Annotated in this window: 15 protein-coding genes; 14 read left to right on the top strand and 1 reads right to left on the bottom strand. The window is 55.4% G+C overall.

The features are described from left to right. Positions 1-114 precede the first annotated feature (114 nt). The 10 genes from salA to ACXUPB_RS20755 all read left to right on the top strand — a co-directional run bounded on the left by salA (position 115) and on the right by ACXUPB_RS20755 (position 10,830). Positions 115-1,428: a salicylate 1-monooxygenase gene (gene salA / locus ACXUPB_RS20800; protein WP_350359513.1), complete on the top strand. Its 1,314-nt coding sequence runs from the start codon at positions 115-117 to the stop codon at positions 1,426-1,428. 67 nt (positions 1,429-1,495) lie between these two features. Next, positions 1,496-2,668, top strand: coding sequence for an ABC transporter substrate-binding protein (locus tag ACXUPB_RS20795; RefSeq protein WP_022521202.1), 1,173 nt, complete (start codon positions 1,496-1,498; stop codon positions 2,666-2,668). Between the two features lie 509 nt (positions 2,669-3,177). Continuing rightward, positions 3,178-4,296, top strand: coding sequence for a muconate/chloromuconate family cycloisomerase (locus tag ACXUPB_RS20790; protein WP_350359511.1), 1,119 nt, complete (start codon positions 3,178-3,180; stop codon positions 4,294-4,296). A gap of 73 nt (positions 4,297-4,369) precedes the next feature. After that, positions 4,370-4,660: a muconolactone Delta-isomerase gene (gene catC / locus ACXUPB_RS20785; RefSeq protein WP_350359510.1), complete on the top strand. Its 291-nt coding sequence runs from the start codon at positions 4,370-4,372 to the stop codon at positions 4,658-4,660. A 64-nt stretch (positions 4,661-4,724) separates the two neighbouring features. Beyond that, positions 4,725-5,696 (top strand): catechol 1,2-dioxygenase, encoded by a 972-nt coding sequence (gene catA / locus ACXUPB_RS20780; RefSeq protein ID WP_472954513.1) that lies wholly within the window; start codon positions 4,725-4,727, stop codon positions 5,694-5,696. A gap of 89 nt (positions 5,697-5,785) precedes the next feature. Further along, complete coding sequence (locus tag ACXUPB_RS20775) at positions 5,786-7,153, top strand: Rieske 2Fe-2S domain-containing protein (protein WP_472954511.1); 1,368 nt, start codon at positions 5,786-5,788, stop codon at positions 7,151-7,153. A gap of 33 nt (positions 7,154-7,186) precedes the next feature. Beyond that, entirely contained in the window at positions 7,187-7,675 is a 489-nt protein-coding gene (benB, locus tag ACXUPB_RS20770) for a benzoate 1,2-dioxygenase small subunit (protein WP_138799547.1), read from the top strand. Positions 7,676-7,699: 24 nt separating this feature from the next. Continuing rightward, the gene (gene benC, locus ACXUPB_RS20765; protein WP_138799546.1) at positions 7,700-8,725 is read left to right on the top strand and encodes a benzoate 1,2-dioxygenase electron transfer component BenC; all 1,026 of its coding nucleotides are present in this window, start codon (positions 7,700-7,702) and stop codon (positions 8,723-8,725) included. Further along, complete coding sequence (gene benD / locus ACXUPB_RS20760) at positions 8,722-9,522, top strand: benzoate diol dehydrogenase BenD (RefSeq protein ID WP_472954508.1); 801 nt, start codon at positions 8,722-8,724, stop codon at positions 9,520-9,522. Before benC ends, benD begins: the two co-directional genes overlap by 4 nt. A 63-nt stretch (positions 9,523-9,585) precedes the next feature. Beyond that, on the top strand, positions 9,586-10,830 hold the full coding sequence (locus ACXUPB_RS20755) for a benzoate/H(+) symporter BenE family transporter (RefSeq protein WP_027958975.1): 1,245 nt from the start codon (positions 9,586-9,588) through the stop codon (positions 10,828-10,830). Between the two features lie 205 nt (positions 10,831-11,035). Here ACXUPB_RS20755 and ACXUPB_RS20750 read toward each other — a convergent pair whose 3' ends face one another. After that, the gene (locus tag ACXUPB_RS20750; protein WP_472954230.1) at positions 11,036-12,028 is read right to left on the bottom strand and encodes an IS30 family transposase; all 993 of its coding nucleotides are present in this window, start codon (positions 12,026-12,028) and stop codon (positions 11,036-11,038) included. Between the two features lie 433 nt (positions 12,029-12,461). On the opposite strand from ACXUPB_RS20750, the gene catA (ACXUPB_RS20745) reads away from it, so the two are divergent. The 4 genes from catA (ACXUPB_RS20745) to ACXUPB_RS20730 all read left to right on the top strand — a co-directional run bounded on the left by catA (ACXUPB_RS20745) (position 12,462) and on the right by ACXUPB_RS20730 (position 16,701). Further along, positions 12,462-13,436 (top strand): catechol 1,2-dioxygenase, encoded by a 975-nt coding sequence (gene catA, locus ACXUPB_RS20745; RefSeq protein WP_472954507.1) that lies wholly within the window; start codon positions 12,462-12,464, stop codon positions 13,434-13,436. Positions 13,437-13,534: 98 nt separating this feature from the next. Further along, a complete protein-coding gene (locus tag ACXUPB_RS20740) occupies positions 13,535-14,902 on the top strand; it encodes a Rieske 2Fe-2S domain-containing protein (protein ID WP_472954505.1) in 1,368 nt (455 codons plus the stop codon). Positions 14,903-14,935: 33 nt separating this feature from the next. Then, positions 14,936-15,424 carry a benzoate 1,2-dioxygenase small subunit gene (benB, locus tag ACXUPB_RS20735; protein WP_472954503.1) on the top strand — a complete coding sequence of 163 codons (489 nt, stop codon included), beginning with the start codon at positions 14,936-14,938 and terminating at the stop codon, positions 15,422-15,424. 104 nt (positions 15,425-15,528) lie between these two features. Beyond that, positions 15,529-16,701 carry an ABC transporter substrate-binding protein gene (locus tag ACXUPB_RS20730; protein ID WP_472954501.1) on the top strand — a complete coding sequence of 391 codons (1,173 nt, stop codon included), beginning with the start codon at positions 15,529-15,531 and terminating at the stop codon, positions 16,699-16,701. Positions 16,702-16,749: the final 48 nt, after the last annotated feature.

The following is a 16,749-nucleotide window of genomic DNA, read 5'->3' as shown; positions in this document are numbered from 1 at the left end:
GTTTATAGTCTGAATGAAGGAAGCTGTGTGGTGGCAGTTGGCGCTACCGAATAGCGTTAGGGGGAGAGCATAACGCTCAACATATAACGATAAGCCCCTGAGCAGAGTTAAATCATGGTAGCTAACAGCACAGTAGCAAATACACAGCCAAAACGTCTTTCGATTGGCATCATCGGTGGTGGCATCGGAGGAGTCGCCTTCGCCGTTGCATTATCCCGTGATAGCCAGCTTGATGTTCAGCTTTTCGAAGCGGCTCCTCAGTTCTCCGAGATTGGTGCGGGTGTCTCCTTTGGCCCCAATGCGGTAAAAGCCATTCAGCTATTGGGGTTGGAAAACGCTTATCAACGTATTGCCGACTCCTCACCCGCGCCCTTTGAGGATGTTTGGTTCGAGTGGCGCCGAGGCAGTGATGATACCTACTTAACTGCCAGCCTGGCGCCAGGCGTTGGCCAATCCTCGGTGCATCGTGCCGATTTTCTTGATGCGATTGTTGCCAACCTGCCTGAGGGCATCGCCCACTTCGGCAAACGCTGTATAGGCGTTAAGCAGGGCACCGACAGCGCCACCGCCAGCTTCGACGATGGCACTCACTTTACGGGTGATGTGATCATCGGCTTTGACGGCATTAAGTCGGCGGTGCGCCCCCATGTGCTACCTCCGGAGCAGTACGGCGAAATTACGCCGTTCTGGAGTGGCACTTACGCTTATCGCGGCATGATTCCCACCAGGGACCTAGAGATTGCTCTAGAGGCTAAAGGCAGCGAGAAGCGCCTGGCATTGGTGCCTCAGATGTATCTTGGCAAAGATCGCCATATTCTGACCTTCCCGGTTAAGCAGTCTCAACTCGTTAACGTCGTGGCCTTTATTACGGATCGTTCGATACCGAACCCTAAACTGCCCGAAGGCGAAGAGTGGGTTCAAGCCGTCAGCCAGGCGGAAATGCTAGACGTATTTGCAGGTTGGAGCCCGGCTTGCCAAGCCATTCTTGAATGCATTCCTGAGCCAACGCGCTGGGCGCTGCATGAGTTACCTGAGCTTGCCCGCTACCAGCGCGACCGCGTACTGATCATGGGCGACGCTGCCCATGCGTTAGTGCCTCACCAGGGGGCGGGAGCCGGTCAGGCGCTGGAGGACGCCTATGTGCTGGCGACTCTGCTGGCGGATGCCAGTTGCCGTAGCCACAACGTGAGCACTGTGTTGTCTGCCTTCGAACAAGTACGCCATAGCCGTACCTGCAAAGTGCAGCGTACCTCCCATGAGGCGGGCGATGTCTACGAATATGCAGGAGAGGGCATCGGCGACGATGAAGCCGAGCTAATTAACAATCTGGAAAGCCGCTTCGAGTGGCTGTGGAATCATGACCCACACGAGGATGTGATTGCCGCTAAAAATAGCTTGAAGTTTGAAACAAGCGAGAACTGGGGGTGAACCAAAAGCTACCCATTTAAAGCAATAACTTCTTTTATAAAGACGAACCACAACAAAGAGTGCAACGATGAAAACAAATAATACAACACTGACGTCGTTACTTGGGGCAGGCTTTTTGCTGGCAGGCCAGCTTGCAATGGCTGAAGATGGCGAACCTGTAAAGCTGGGGTTAATGTTGCCCTATACGGGTACCTACACGGCACTGGGCGAGGCTATTACCAATGGTTTGAAACTCGCTATAGAGCAGAATAGTGGACAGCTTGGAGGACGTGAAGTCGAGTATGTCCAGCTTGATTCCGAGGCCAATCCCTCCAAGGCCCCCCAGAATATGAGCCGATTAGTGAACAGTGACGAGGTCGACGTTGTTATTGGCCCTGTCCACTCAGGTGTGGCCATGGGGATGCTCCGCGTGGCCAAGCAAACCGGCGCTATTACCATTATTCCCAATGCTGGTTTGGGGGCAGCAACGAACGAACTTTGCATGCCCAATGTCTTTCGTACTTCACATAACATGTGGCAGGACAGTTACCCCATGGGGAAAGTAGCCTATGATCGCGGCCACCGTGAGATGGTAACGATTACCTGGGATTATGCCGGTGGTAAAGAGGATATTGCTGCTTTTGAGGAAGCGTTTACGGAAGCCGGTGGTGAGATTATTGAGCAAATTCTGGTTCCTTTTCCCAGTACTGAGTTTCAAAGTTATTTGACGCAAATAGCCAGCCTCAATCCCGACGCGGTTTATACGTTCTTCGCGGGTGGAGGGGGTGTCAGCTTTGTGCGTGACTACGCTGCAGCCGGACTTAAGGAAAATATTCCCCTGTTGGGCTCTGGCTTTATGACCGAAGGTAATTTGGCAGCATTAGGGGGCGCGGGCGAGGGGGTGTTAACGACGCTACACTACGCTGAAACGCTGGAGAGTGAAGAAAATCAGAGCTTCGTAGCTGCTTATCAAGAGGCTTACGGTGAGATGCCTGATGCTTATGCCGTGCATGGTTATGACACTGGTGCCATGCTCATACAAGCGCTTGATGCAGTCGAAGGTGATTCCACTGACCGCGATGCACTCATTGACGCACTCGCTGCCGTTGAGCTGCAGAGCCCACGTGGACCATTACGCTTCTCCAAGTCCCACCACCCGATACAAAATATCTACCTACGTGAGATCCGCGATGGTCGGCACGAAGTATTATCGGTAGCGCATGAGCTACTCGAGTCACCTGATGCTGATTGCCAGATGTAAGTGAGTTTTTAGAGAGTTAGCGCTTATTATTGTTGGCAGTACGACTAAATCGTGTGATTAGCGTCGTGCTGCCTTCCCGTGCTTTACGCCTCATGTCTCAATGATGTGTCTTATTCTTTTGTCGTAAAAGAAACACCACTCAGCTGGCTTTGGCGTATGGAAAGTGTGCCATCACGTTAATAGTTAGTCGCAGATATTATCTACTCACCGTGTTGCTATGCCTTACCCATCATTACGTGTCTCATTTATGGGAAAACCGCCGTTAAAACGCCACCATATTTATCAATCTATTGATTAATAAAGAAAATTAAAGAAGATGAGTAGGGCTGAAGAAGTGGAGCAGAGGACGAGTTGGTTAAATAAAAATAGTTGCCCGTTAAAAAACAGGCAGTCATCTCCCTATGTTGATACCTCCTCGGTATGGCTAAGCACCTAAACAATATTGGTTCCCTCTTCCTCACGCAATCAAACTGACATCAAGTCAACGATTGCCAGACGCTGGAGCCTGCATGTCAACCGTCATCCAACATATTGAGACGTTGCTGGTCGACCTACCGACCATCCGTCCTCACAAACTCTCCATGACCACCATGGCCTGCCAAACCATGGTGATTGTGCGCATGCGCCACTCTGACGGTATCGAAGGGCTGGGCGAAGGCACCACCATTGGCGGCCTGGCCTACGGCCCAGAAAGCCCGGAGAGCATTAAACGCAATATTGATACTTATCTAGCTCCCCTGCTGGTCGGCCAGCCCTCCAACAATGTCCACCAGTTGCGTGCTCGGCTTAACCGCCATGCTCGCGGCAATATGATTGCCAAATCTGCATTAGAAACGGCGCTGTTGGATGCTCAGGGCAAACGCTTGGGATTGAGCGTCGCCGAGCTGCTGGGCGGCGTACGTCAGGATCACTTACCCGTGCTGTGGACGCTAGCCAGCGGTGATACCGCCAAAGATATTGATGAGGCCATGCTGCGTTTAGAACAGCGTCGGCACTGCGACTTCAAGTTAAAAATTGGTGCTAACCCGGTGGATCAGGACGTGCGCCATGTGGCGGCGATCAAGGAAGCGCTGGGCGATCGAGCCAGCGTGCGAGTTGATGTTAATCAGGCGTGGGATGAATCCACCGCCGTTCGCGGTATTCAGGCGCTACAGGATGCTGGCATTGAGTTAATTGAGCAGCCCATTGGCGCGCGTGAACATGCCGGCCTAGTTCGCTTGGCTAACCGCTTCAATGTGCCGATGCTCGCCGATGAGGCGGTGCAAGATGCCCGCGACGGGCTTGATCTAGTATGCGGCGGCTTCAGTGGTGCCTTTGCGCTAAAGATCGCCAAATCCGGCGGTATTTACGGGGTACTTGAGCTGGCTCACGTCGCCCAAGCGGCTGGCATTGGCTTATATGGCGGCACCCTGCTGGAAGGCACTATCGGTACGGCTGCCTCTCTACACGCCTGGGCAACGCTGCCAGCAATGGCCTGGGGCACGGAAATGTTCGGCCCGCTGCTTTTGCAAGACGACATCGTCGTTTCCCCTCTCAACTACACCGAGTTTGGAGTGGAGTTACCGCAAGGAGCTGGCCTCGGCATCACCCTAGATGAAGATAAGTTGGCGCACTACTCACGTAAGTAACAGTCACGTAAGTAAACGCCACGGCAAATAAAGCCATCGTTTAGATCGCCCGCGATGAAAAGAGGAGAGCCATATGCTGTTTCAAGTTGAGATGACCGTTAAGTTGCCGCCTGACATGCCAGCCGAGCAGGCAGCCAAGATCAAGGCGACTGAAAAGGCGTATTCCCAAGACCTACAGCGTCAGGGTAAATGGCGCCATTTGTGGCGGGTAGCGGGTAGCTACTCAAACGTCAGTATTTTTGACGTGGAAGACAACGCCGAGCTGCAAGAGTTGGTCAGCAATCTGCCGCTCTTCCCCTATATGGAGATCAACGTCAAGCCGCTGTGCCGTCACCCCTCTTCAGTGCGCGACGACGACAGCTAATTATCGATAGAACACGCCAGTTCTTTTTATAAAACAAAAGCCTATAAAAATAGAGGTTTTCATCATGACCGTGAAGATATTCGATACTCCCGAAGTGCAAGACTTTGTCAAAACCGTCGCTGGCTTTGACCAGGCAGGCGGCAATGACCGTGCCAAGCAAATTGTCCATCGCCTGGTGGGCGACCTGTTCAAACTGATCGATGACTTCGATGTCACCGAAGAGGAGTACTGGGCGGCGGTCAACCTGCTCAATGCCCTGGGCAGCCAGACCCAGTTCGGTTTGCTCTCGCCAGGGCTCGGCTTTGACCACTTCCTCGATATGCGCCAGGACGCCATCGACGCCGAAGCCAAGCGCACCGGCGGTACGCCGCGCACCATCGAAGGTCCGCTGTACGTGGCCGGCGCCCCCGAGGCGGAAGGCTTTGCCCGCCTGGACGACGAAGCGACCGACGGCGAGACCATGTGGCTGACCGGCCAGGTCTGTGACGTCGACGGCACCCCGATTGCCGGTGCCAAGGTCGAGATCTGGCACGCCAACTCCCAGGGCGGCTACTCGTTCTTTGACCCCTCACAATCCGAGTACAACCTGCGCCGCACGATCTACGCGGACAGCGACGGCCGCTACACCGCGCGCAGCATTATCCCCTCCGGCTACGGCGTACCCGAAGGCGCCCCCACCGATGTGGTGCTCAAGTCCCTGGGCCGTCACGGCGAGCGTCCGGCACATATTCACTACTTCGTCTCCGCACCGGGCCATCAGCACCTGACCACCCAGATCAACCTGGCGGGCGACCCCTACACCTATGACGACTTCGCCTTTGCTACACGGGAAGAGCTGGTGGTGCCCGCCGAGCGTATTGACGACCCGGCCGAGATCGCCAAGCGCGACCTGGACGGCCCCTTCTCCCACGTGGTGTTCGATGTGGAGCTGGCCCAAACCGACGCCGCCGAACTGCAGGTACGTCACGCCCGCCCGCGGGCTAAAGAAGACGACCAGGATCTGGCCAGCCAGCTCGCCGGTACCGCCAAGGTATAACCCTCATGCCTTGAGCAATGCGGGCCTTCCCCTTGGCCCGCCTTAGCAAGACATAACAGCGCGACATCATCAATACGAAGAGAGAGATCATGACGACGCAGCTTGATCAGCTCGAAGCCCGCGTGCGCGGCGCTGTCCAAGATGAGCCCGATAACGGCATCTTCCGCTGCCACCGCAGCATGTTCACCGATCCTGACTTCTTTGAACTTGAGCTAAAGCACATCTTCGAAGGCAACTGGCTGTTCCTGGCCCACGAGAGCCAGGTCGCGGAACCCGGCGACTACATGACCGTCACCATGGGCCGCCAGCCAGTGATTATCACCCGCGACAAGCAGGGCGAACTGCACGGCCTGATTAACGCCTGCGCCCACCGTGGTGCCACCCTATGCCGCCGCAAGCGCGGCAACAAAGGCACCTTCACCTGCCCGTTCCACGGCTGGACGTTCAAAAACGACGGCCAACTGCTCAAAGCCAAGAACGAGAAGAACGGCGCCTACCCTGACCAGTTCAAGCAGGATGGCTCCCACAACCTCAAACGCCTGCCGCGTTTCGAGAACTACAAAGGCTTCCTGTTCGGCAGCCTGAGCGATGATGTACAACCGCTTGAGCAGCACCTGGGCGAAACCACCAAGGTCATCGACAACATCGTCGACCAAGCCCCCGAAGGCCTGGAAATCCTGCGCGGCACCTCGTCCTACACCTACACCGGCAACTGGAAGCTCCAGGCCGAAAATGGCGCCGACGGCTACCACGTCAGCTCCGTGCACTGGAACTACGCCTCCACCATGGAGCGTCGCAACTACGATGCGGGCGGTACCAAAGCGGTGGACGCCGACGGCTGGTCCAAAAGCAAAGGCGGCTTCTACTCCTACGAAAACGGCCACATGATGCTGTGGACCCGGCTGCTCAACCCAGAAGTGCGCCCGGTCTACCAACATAAGGACTGGATCCAGGAGCAGCTAGGCGACGCCCGTGCCGACTCCATCGTCAACCAGACGCGCAACCTCTGCCTCTATCCCAACGTCTACCTGATGGACCAGTTCTCCACGCAAATCCGCGTGATCCGTCCGGTCGCCGTGGACAAAACCGAAGTCACGATTTACTGCTTCGCCCCCAAAGGCGAAGCCGCCGAAGACCGGCGTGTGCGCATCCGCCAGTACGAAGACTTCTTCAACGTCTCCGGCATGGGCACGCCCGACGATCTTGAAGAGTTCCGCGCCTGCCAAGAAGGCTATAACGGCGCATTGGCCGAATGGAACGACCTCTCCCGCGGGGCCCAACAGTGGATTGAAGGCGCCGATGAAACGGCCCAGGCGATCGACATGAAGCCCCTGCTCAGCGGCGCCTCACCGGAAGACGAAGGGCTCTACGTGCTGCACCACCAGCACTGGGTCAGCGAAATGCTGCGCGCCATCGACAAAGAGCGCAGCCAATTTATCGCCACCGCGACCGCCTAAGCGCCCAGCGCCAGAAGAGAGGAGAGAAGTGCCATGAGCATTAGCTATCACGACATCCAAGCTTTTTTGTACCGCGAAGCACGGCTGCTGGACGACCGGGAGTGGGACGAGTGGCTCACGCTGTACCGTAAGGACGCCGAGTTCTGGATGCCCGCCTGGGACGACGACGACCAGCTCACCCGGGATCCACACAGCGAGATATCGCTGATCTACTACCCCAACCGTGAGGGGTTAGAGGATCGGGTCTACCGGATCAAGACCGAGCGCAGCGGGGCGAGTACACCGGAGCCGCGCACCACCCACCAGGTGACTAACCTGGAGATCCTGTCGCAAGAGGGCGACACGGTAGAGCTGCGGTTTAACTGGCACACGCTCAACCACCGCTACAAGAAGACCGACAGCTTCTTCGGCACGTCGTTTTATACCCTGGACGTGTCGGGTGAGAGCCCGCTGATCACAAGAAAAGTCGTGCAGTTGAATAACGACTATATCCATCAGGTTATCGACGTTTACCACGTGTGACCTGAGGGGAGAGGAGAATTCACCATGAGTTATACCATTGCCCTCAACTTTGAGGACGGCGTTACCCGGTTCATTGGCTGTAAAGAGGGGGAAACCGTTCTCGACGCCGCTTACCGGCAAAAAGTTAACCTACCGATGGACTGCTCTGACGGCGTATGTGGCACCTGCAAAGGCCACTGCGAACAGGGCGAATTCGACATGGGTGACGAGTATCTGGAAGATGCGCTTTCCGATGAGGAAGCGGCTGAAGGCCAGGTGCTCACGTGCCAGATGGTGCCTTCTTCGGATTGCGTTATTCAAGTGCCAGTGGCATCCACGCTGTGTAAAACACAGGTGGGCAAGGTTGAGAGCACGGTAGCAGCAGTTGAGCAACTTTCCGAAGATAGTATTGAGCTCGTCGTTGATTTGGATGATGCCGAAGGCCTCGCCTTTTTGCCAGGGCAGTATATTCATATTGATGTGCCCGGTACTGAGGTGCACCGCTCCTACTCTTTCAGCTCATTGCCGGGGGATAAGCGCGCCACCTTCTTAATTCGTAACATCCCCAACGGGGTAATGAGCGGCTATTTAACCGAGCGCGCTGCTGTGGGCGAAAAGCTTACGCTGACCGGCCCGCTGGGCAGCTTCTATCTGCGAGAAGTGAAGCGCCCGGTGCTTATGCTTGCTGGCGGCACGGGTCTGGCTCCGTTTCTCTCCATGTTAGCGCAATTGGTCGAAAAGGGCTGTGATGCACCGATTCATATGATTTACGGCGTCAATAAAGATGACCACCTAGTCAAAACCGATGCGTTAGATGCCTTCGTAGAAAAAATTCCCAGCTTCACCTACGCCACCGTGGTGGTCGACGAGGCTAGCGAGCATTCGCGTAAAGGTTACGTGACGCACCACATGGACGCCGAGGTAATGCATGACGGCGATGTGGACGTTTACCTGTGTGGTCCGCCCCCGATGGTAGATGCTGTGCTGAAGTACTTCGACGCTGAAGGAATCGAGCCCCAGAGCTTCCACTATGAGAAATTCACACCTAATCAAGTGGGGGAGAGCGCATGAGCAATCAACGTTTTGACGGCCCACGTTTTCAAGATCGAGTAATGGTGGTCACGGGTGCTGCTCAAGGAATTGGGCAGCGGGTTGCTGAGCGCGCTGCCGTTGAAGGTGCGCGCTTAGTATTGGTAGATCGCGCTGATGATATCCACGAGATCGTTGCTGGGCTAAGCAAGCAGGGCTGCGAAGTGATTGCGGTACAAGCCGACCTAGAAAAATGGGAAGGCGCCGAGCAAGTCATGCAGGCGACGCTCTCTCACTTTGGTCGTATCGATATTCTGGTTAACAACGTTGGCGGCGCGATTAACTTCAAGCCGTTTACCGAGTTTAGCGAGGCGCAAATCGCCGCGGAGATCAACCGTTCTCTAATGCCTACACTTTGGTGCTGTCGTGCGGCGCTGCCAACAATGGTTGAGCAGGGTAGCGGTGTCATCGTTAATGTATCTTCAGCGGCAACGCGGGGTATTCACCGTATACCGTACTCGGCAGCAAAGGGCGGTATCAATGCGATGACTGCGTCGCTGGCGTTTGAGTATGCAGAGCACGGTATTCGTGTCGTCGCCACGGCACCCGGTGGCACCGAAGCCCCACCACGGCGTATTTCGCGTGGAACGCCAACGCCAAGTAACGAGACGGAGAAGGCGTGGTTTCAGGCGCATATCGATCAGACCAAGCAGAGCTGCTTGATGAGCCGCTATGGAACATTGGATGAAATGGTCGCCCCTATTTTATTCCTTGCTTCCGAAGAGGCCAGTTATATCACCGGTAGTGTATTGCCCGTAGCGGGCGGTGACCTTGGTTAGCAATAGTGAATTCTAGATAAAACTAGCAATCACTCTAAGCACAATAATCCCCTGGAGTAGACCGTGAAACATATTGAGAAAGGCGTCAGCCTACGGCATGCGCCTCGCGATTTCCTGCGCGACCTCAATGCCGACAACGCCAGTACTGGGCTAGTGGCGGGAATTTTAGGGCTCAGCGTTGGGGTCGTTCACATTAGTGCCGGCACCTCTGCGGGCCTGGACTCCTCCTTCATCATGATCTGGGTGATCAGCTACTTGATGATCAACGGCCTGTTTGGACTCTTCATGCCGGCCTATTACCGCTTGCCGTTGCCAATGGCTAACTCCATCCCCGGTGCATTAATGTTCGCAGCGGTTATCCCTGTAATCGGCTTAGAGGCTGCATTAGGTGCAAGTTTGATTGCGGGGGCTATTACGCTAGTTGCTGGCGTGACCGGGGTGATGGGTATCGTTATGCGTTTGATACCGATGCCAATAGTGATGGGCATGGTGGGCGGTATGCTACTTAGCTTTGGCCTCAACATGGTTAAGCCGTTGGAGAGCGCTATCGTGCCAGCCTCTATCATGATCCTGGCTTTTTTCCTCTCTGCTCGCCTCTTACGTAAGGTTCCGCCTCTGGTTGTGGCGATGCTGGCGGGCATTGTGTACTTGATGGCAACCGGCGTTGACCTGTCTGGTATCGAGGCGACGATCCGTTTTCCCGAATTCATCGTTCCCGAGTTCACGCTGGGTGCCTTCCTAACCTACGGCTTACCACTTGCGATCATTTTGGTGGGTATGGAAACGCCAGCGGGCGTCGGCCTAGTGAAGGGAATGGGCTACAAAGAAGTGCCCGCTAATGCGATCACAGCAGTGGGCGGTTTAGGCACTATGGTGTCGGCTTTTTTCAATCTGCACAGTACCTGTATTGCCGCCCCCATGACCGGAGTCTGTGCCTCACCGGAAGCAGGGGCTCATGACAAACGTTGGGTAGCGGCGGTGATTGCAGGAGCTATTTTTGTGGTTGCTGCCCCTTTCTACGGCTATGTGGTTAGTCTACTGGAGGCTACGCCGCGCTACTTTATCGCCATTATCGCCGGGCTGGCACTGATGCGCGTAATCACCTCATCGATGGCTATCGCCTTTTCAGGCAAGAAGCATGAAATAGGTGCACTGTTTGCCTTTCTAATTGCCGCGTCGGGAATTCAGATTCTCGGTATTGGCGCCACGTTCTGGGCGTTAGTTCTGGGCGTGATTGTTTCGGCCATCTTCGAAACCAAGGATTTCGAGTTCATATTTACCCGCGAGGTAGCCAAAAAGAGCGGCTGATCTCACACAACTCCTGCAACTTCATAGTGGTTATCCTCCTTGACCCGTGTCTGCTTTTGCAGTGCGGGTCTTTTTTGTCCCATTTTACGTTTAACTGTCCCTTTATCCTTTTGTCGCAAGTTGAAATTAATTGTTCCTCCTTTGGAGCAGGTCAGCTGAATGTTATGCCACCCAAAAACCACGATATCGGTTTAAAGGCCTGAATTCAACTAATAAGTGCAGCACCTGCGGTTTCTAGCGCTCCTGAGTATTCACCTAAGAACACCTGGGCTGGGGTTCGGTATCCCAGCCGCTTTCTTGGTCTATCATTTAGCTTATTGACGACTCTTCGTAGCTCGGCATTGGTCACTTTGCGGAAGTCAGTTCCTTTAGGAAAATACTGCCTAATCAGACCATTGGTGTTTTCATTAGTACCACGCTGGCATGAGCGGTACGGGTCGCAAAAATAGATCTTGGCCGAGACGGACTTGGCAACCTTCCGATGCTCGGCGAATTCCGACCCATTATCCAAAGTGATGGTGTGCACTGCCCCTCGGCGTGGTGCCAATAACCGCGTCATCGCCTGTGCCGTTCTAGTGGCGGTGATTGTTGGCAGCCGCGCTGCCAAGAGGTAGCCACTGCGTCTTTCGACCAGGGTCACCAGCCCGGATTCTTTGTGGCCCTTAAGCACCGTGTCGCCTTCCCAATGTCCGATATGGCGCCGTTCTTCCACCTTGGCAGGGCGCTGCTCGATGCCTACTCGGTGCGGGATTTTGCCTAACCCCGCCCGCTTAGCCAATTGGCGCTGATAGCGCCGCTGGCGTGGCAGCCGGAGCCGTTTCCATAAGGTTCCACCGTGCTTCTTGTCGTCCCAGATTAACGCATAGATCCACTGATGGCTTACGCAGACTCCGTTGGCATTGGCCATAAAACCACTGATTTGTTGAGGGCTCCATTCGTCCATCAATTGGCCAGTGACCCAGCGAACCAGGCTGGGTAGTCGTTTAGTCACTTTCCAGGCGGTGCGTCGGCGCTGATCACTTACCAATTGGGCCTGTTCAGGCGCATAACCACGGGTCAGACCGTTACGTTTTATCTCGCGGCTAATGGTGCTGCTGTGGACACCAATGGCCTGGGCGATCTGTCGCTGGCTGATGCCGGTCTCAAGATAGGCAAAAATTTGGTATCGTTGGATTGGGGTCAGTTGTCGGTATCCCATGCTCTGCTTCACTTTGGTAGGTAAGGCAGAGAGGGTACCGGCGCTGGCCCTCCTGCCTCTACCTTGTGATCCAAAGTGCTGCGCTTATTCTATGAATCCAGGGGTTAAGTTAATGATGAGTCTGGCTGGGCATTATTAGCAGGCTTAGTATTAATATTTAACGATTTTACTTTTAAAATAGAAAGTTAGCTGTTTTTTGCTGGCTCTACCTAGGAAACAAATATTCAAAATACCCCCTCTCTGAGATACCTATGAAGTATGGGAAGGAACTCAAACGATATTGGTCTGGAAGTCGCAGCATGATCGATATTAGTGACGAACATAACAACAACTGTCGTCTTTAGGCCCTTGATAGGCGTATTTACTCTTCAGCAGGTACTACCGCTATCGCCGGGCTCCAAGACAACAATAAAACCAACGATAGGGTTTCACCATGACCGTAAAAATATTCGACACGCCCGAGGTTCAAGATTTCCTAAATGCCGTTGCTGGCGTTGATCAGTCAGGCGGCAATGACCGCGCCAAGCAAATCGTTCATCGCCTGGTTGGTGATCTGTTCAAGCTGATCGATGACTTCGATGTCACCGAGGAAGAGTACTGGGCGGCGGTTAACCTGCTCAATGCCCTGGGTAGCCAGACCCAGTTCGGCCTGTTGTCCCCAGGGCTGGGCTTTGACCACTTCCTCGATATGCGCCAGGACGCTATCGATGCCGAAGCCAAGCGCACCGGCGGCACCCCACGCACCATCGAAGGCCCGCTGTACGTCGCCGGTGCCCCGGAAGCCGAAGGCTTTGCGCGCATGGACGACGGCAGCGATGCCGATGCCGAGGTGATGTGGCTGACCGGTCAGGTGCGCGATGTCGACGGCACGCCGATCCCCGGCGCCAAAGTTGAAATCTGGCACTGCAACTCCAAGGGTGGCTACTCGTTCTTTGATCCCTCCCAGGACGAGTACAACATGCGCCGCACGATCTATGCGGACAGCGACGGACGTTACACCGCGCAGAGCATCATTCCCTCCGGCTACGGCGTGCCCGAAGGTGCCCCCACCGATGTGGTGCTCAAATCCCTGGGCCGCCACGGCGAGCGCCCGGCGCATATTCACTACTTCGTCTCCGCCCCCGGTCATCAACACCTGACCACCCAGATCAACCTGGCGGGCGACCCCTACACCTTTGATGACTTTGCCTTTGCCACCCGCGAAGAGCTGGTCGTCCCCGCCGAGCGGATTGAAGACCCGGCCGAGATCGCCAAGCGTGACCTGGACGGCCCGTTCTCCCACGTCGTGTTCGATGTAGCGCTGGCCCCCGTTGAGGCGCCCGAACTGCAGGTTCGTCACGCCCGCCCACGGGCCAAAGAAGACGAGCAGGATCTGGCCAGCCAGCTTGCCGGTACCGCCAAGGTTTAAAGCCCCATAACCTCGCGCTGACGATTGCCTGTCGACCACCGTCCGGCGCGTCAGCGCCTACTATCCCAGGTTATGCCAAAGTATTGAGGAGAGAGATCATGACCACACAGCTTGATCAGCTCGAAGCCCGCGTGCGCGGCGCCGTTCAAGACGACCCTGACAAGGGCATCTTCCGCTGCCACCGCAGCATGTTCACCGACCCCGCCTTCTTCGAACTGGAGATGAAGCACATCTTCGAAGGCAACTGGCTGTTCCTGGCCCACGAGAGCCAGATCAGTGAGCCGGGTGACTACATGACCGTCACCATGGGCCGCCAGCCGGTGATCATTACCCGCGATAAGCAGGGCGAACTGCACGGCCTGATTAACGCCTGCGCCCACCGTGGCGCCACGTTATGCCGCCGTAAGCGCGGCAATAAGGGCACCTTCACCTGCCCGTTCCACGGCTGGACGTTCAAAAATGACGGCCAATTGCTCAAGGCCAAAAATGAGAAGAACGGCGCCTACCCTGACCAGTTCAAGCAGGATGGCTCCCACAACCTCAAACGCCTGCCGCGTTTCGAGAACTACAAAGGCTTCCTGTTCGGCAGCCTGAGCGATGATGTACAACCGCTTGAGCAGCACCTGGGCGAAACCACCAAGGTCATCGACAACATCGTCGACCAAGCCCCCGAAGGCCTGGAAATCCTGCGCGGCACCTCGTCCTACACCTACACCGGCAACTGGAAGCTCCAGGCCGAAAATGGCGCCGACGGCTACCACGTCAGCTCCGTGCACTGGAACTACGCCTCCACCATGGAGCGTCGCAACTACGATGCGGGCGGTACCAAAGCGGTGGACGCCGACGGCTGGTCCAAAAGCAAAGGCGGCTTCTACTCCTACGAAAACGGCCACATGATGCTGTGGACCCGGCTGCTCAACCCAGAAGTGCGCCCGGTCTACCAACATAAGGACTGGATCCAGGAGCAGCTAGGCGACGCCCGTGCCGACTCCATCGTCAACCAGACGCGCAACCTCTGCCTCTATCCCAACGTCTACCTGATGGACCAGTTCTCCACGCAAATCCGCGTGATCCGTCCGGTCGCCGTGGACAAAACCGAAGTCACGATTTACTGCTTCGCCCCCAAAGGCGAAGCCGCCGAAGACCGGCGTGTGCGCATCCGCCAGTACGAAGACTTCTTCAACGTCTCCGGCATGGGCACGCCCGACGATCTTGAAGAGTTCCGCGCCTGCCAAGAAGGCTATAACGGCGCATTGGCCGAATGGAACGACCTCTCCCGCGGGGCCCAACAGTGGATTGAAGGCGCCGATGAAACGGCCCAGGCGATCGACATGAAGCCCCTGCTCAGCGGCGCCTCACCGGAAGACGAAGGGCTCTACGTGCTGCACCACCAGCACTGGGTCAGCGAAATGCTGCGCGCCATCGACAAAGAGCGCAGCCAATTTATCGCCACCGCGACCGCCTAAGCGCCCAGCGCCAGAAGAGAGGAGAGAAGTGCCATGAGCATTAGCTATCACGACATCCAAGCTTTTTTGTACCGCGAAGCACGGCTGCTGGACGACCGGGAGTGGGACGAGTGGCTCACGCTGTACCGTAAGGACGCCGAGTTCTGGATGCCCGCCTGGGACGACGACGACCAGCTCACCCGGGATCCACACAGCGAGATATCGCTGATCTACTACCCCAACCGTGAGGGGTTAGAGGATCGGGTCTACCGGATCAAGACCGAGCGCAGCGGGGCGAGTACACCGGAGCCGCGCACCACCCACCAGGTGACTAACCTGGAGATCCTGTCGCACGAGGGCGACACGGTCACCCTGCGGTTCAACTGGCACACGCTCAACCACCGTTACAAGAAGACCGACAGCTTCTTCGGCACGTGCTTCTACACCCTGGACGTGTCGGGTGAGACCCCGTTAATCACAAGAAAAGTCGTGCAGTTGAATAACGACTATATCCATCAGGTCATTGATGTTTACCACGTGTAATCGGTGCTGATGAAGACAGGGATGTCGCTTGTCTTGCTATCGCGTGAAGCGATAGCAAGTTGAAAATGAAAATTTAAAAACAACTTAACCCTGGTGAAAATATAATGAAAACATTTAAAAAGACCTCCCTCGCCACTCTGCTAAGCGCTACCGCGATGTTCTCAGCTATGAACGTCGCTGCTAACGAAGACCCGGTGAAGCTCGGCTTAATGCTTCCTTATTCAGGTACTTATACAGCCCTTGGGGAAGCCATTACGAACGGATTAAAGCTGGCCATTGAACAAGAGGGCGGTCAGTTGGGTGGCCGTGATGTGGAGTATGTCGAGCTTGATTCAGAAGCTGACCCTTCCAAAGCGCCTCAGAACATGAGCCGCCTCGTCAATGGGGACGACGTTGACTTTGTGATCGGCCCGGTACACTCCGGCGTAGCTATGGGGATGCTGCGGGTCGCTAAGCAGACCGGTGCCATCACCATCATTCCGAACGCAGGGTTGGGGGCCGCCACTAATGAACTTTGCATGCCAAACGTCTTCCGTACTTCGTTTAGCATGTGGCAAGACAGCTACCCGATGGGCAAAGTGGCCTACGATCAAGGGCATCGTAAAGTTGTCACCATTACCTGGGATTATGCAGGTGGCAAAGAGGACCTTACTGGTTTTGAAGAGGCTTTTACTGCTGAAGGTGGTGAAATCATCGAGCAAATTTTAGTGCCGTTCCCTAGTACTGAATTTCAGAGCTATCTGACACAAATTGCCAGCCTTGAGCCTGACGCTGTCTATACCTTCTTCGCGGGCGGTGGCGGTGTCAGCTTTGTTCGGGATTATGCGGCAGCAGGCCTGAAAGAGAGCATACCGCTGCTAGGTTCAGGTTTCCTAACTGAGGGTAATTTAACGGCTCTAGGTGATGCAGGCGAAGGTGTAATGACCACGCTTCATTACGCGGAAACCCTCGAAAATGATGCTAACCAATCCTTCGTTTCAGCTTATGAAAATGCCTACGGTGAAATACCTGATACCTACGCGGTACAGGGTTATGACACAGGCATGATGCTGGTTCAGGCTCTTTCAGTACTGGGTGGCGATACCTCAAATCAGGAGCGCTTGATTGAGGTATTGGCCAACGTCCATTTGGCGAGTCCACGGGGGCCCTTGAGCTTCTCAGACTCCCACCACCCCATTCAAAATGTTTATCTACGCGAGATTCGCGACGGTAAGCACGAAGTCTTACGTATGGCTTATGAGAATCTAGAAGTACCCGATGATGCCTGTCAGATGTAACCACATCGGTATGCATTCTGGGGCGGGCATGGCTCGCCCCTCACTCAG

This window comes from Vreelandella sp. DA03-1M (assembly GCF_055725665.1).
Note: the sequence above shows the minus strand (reverse complement) of the source record. Positions and strands in the feature narration are given on the sequence as shown.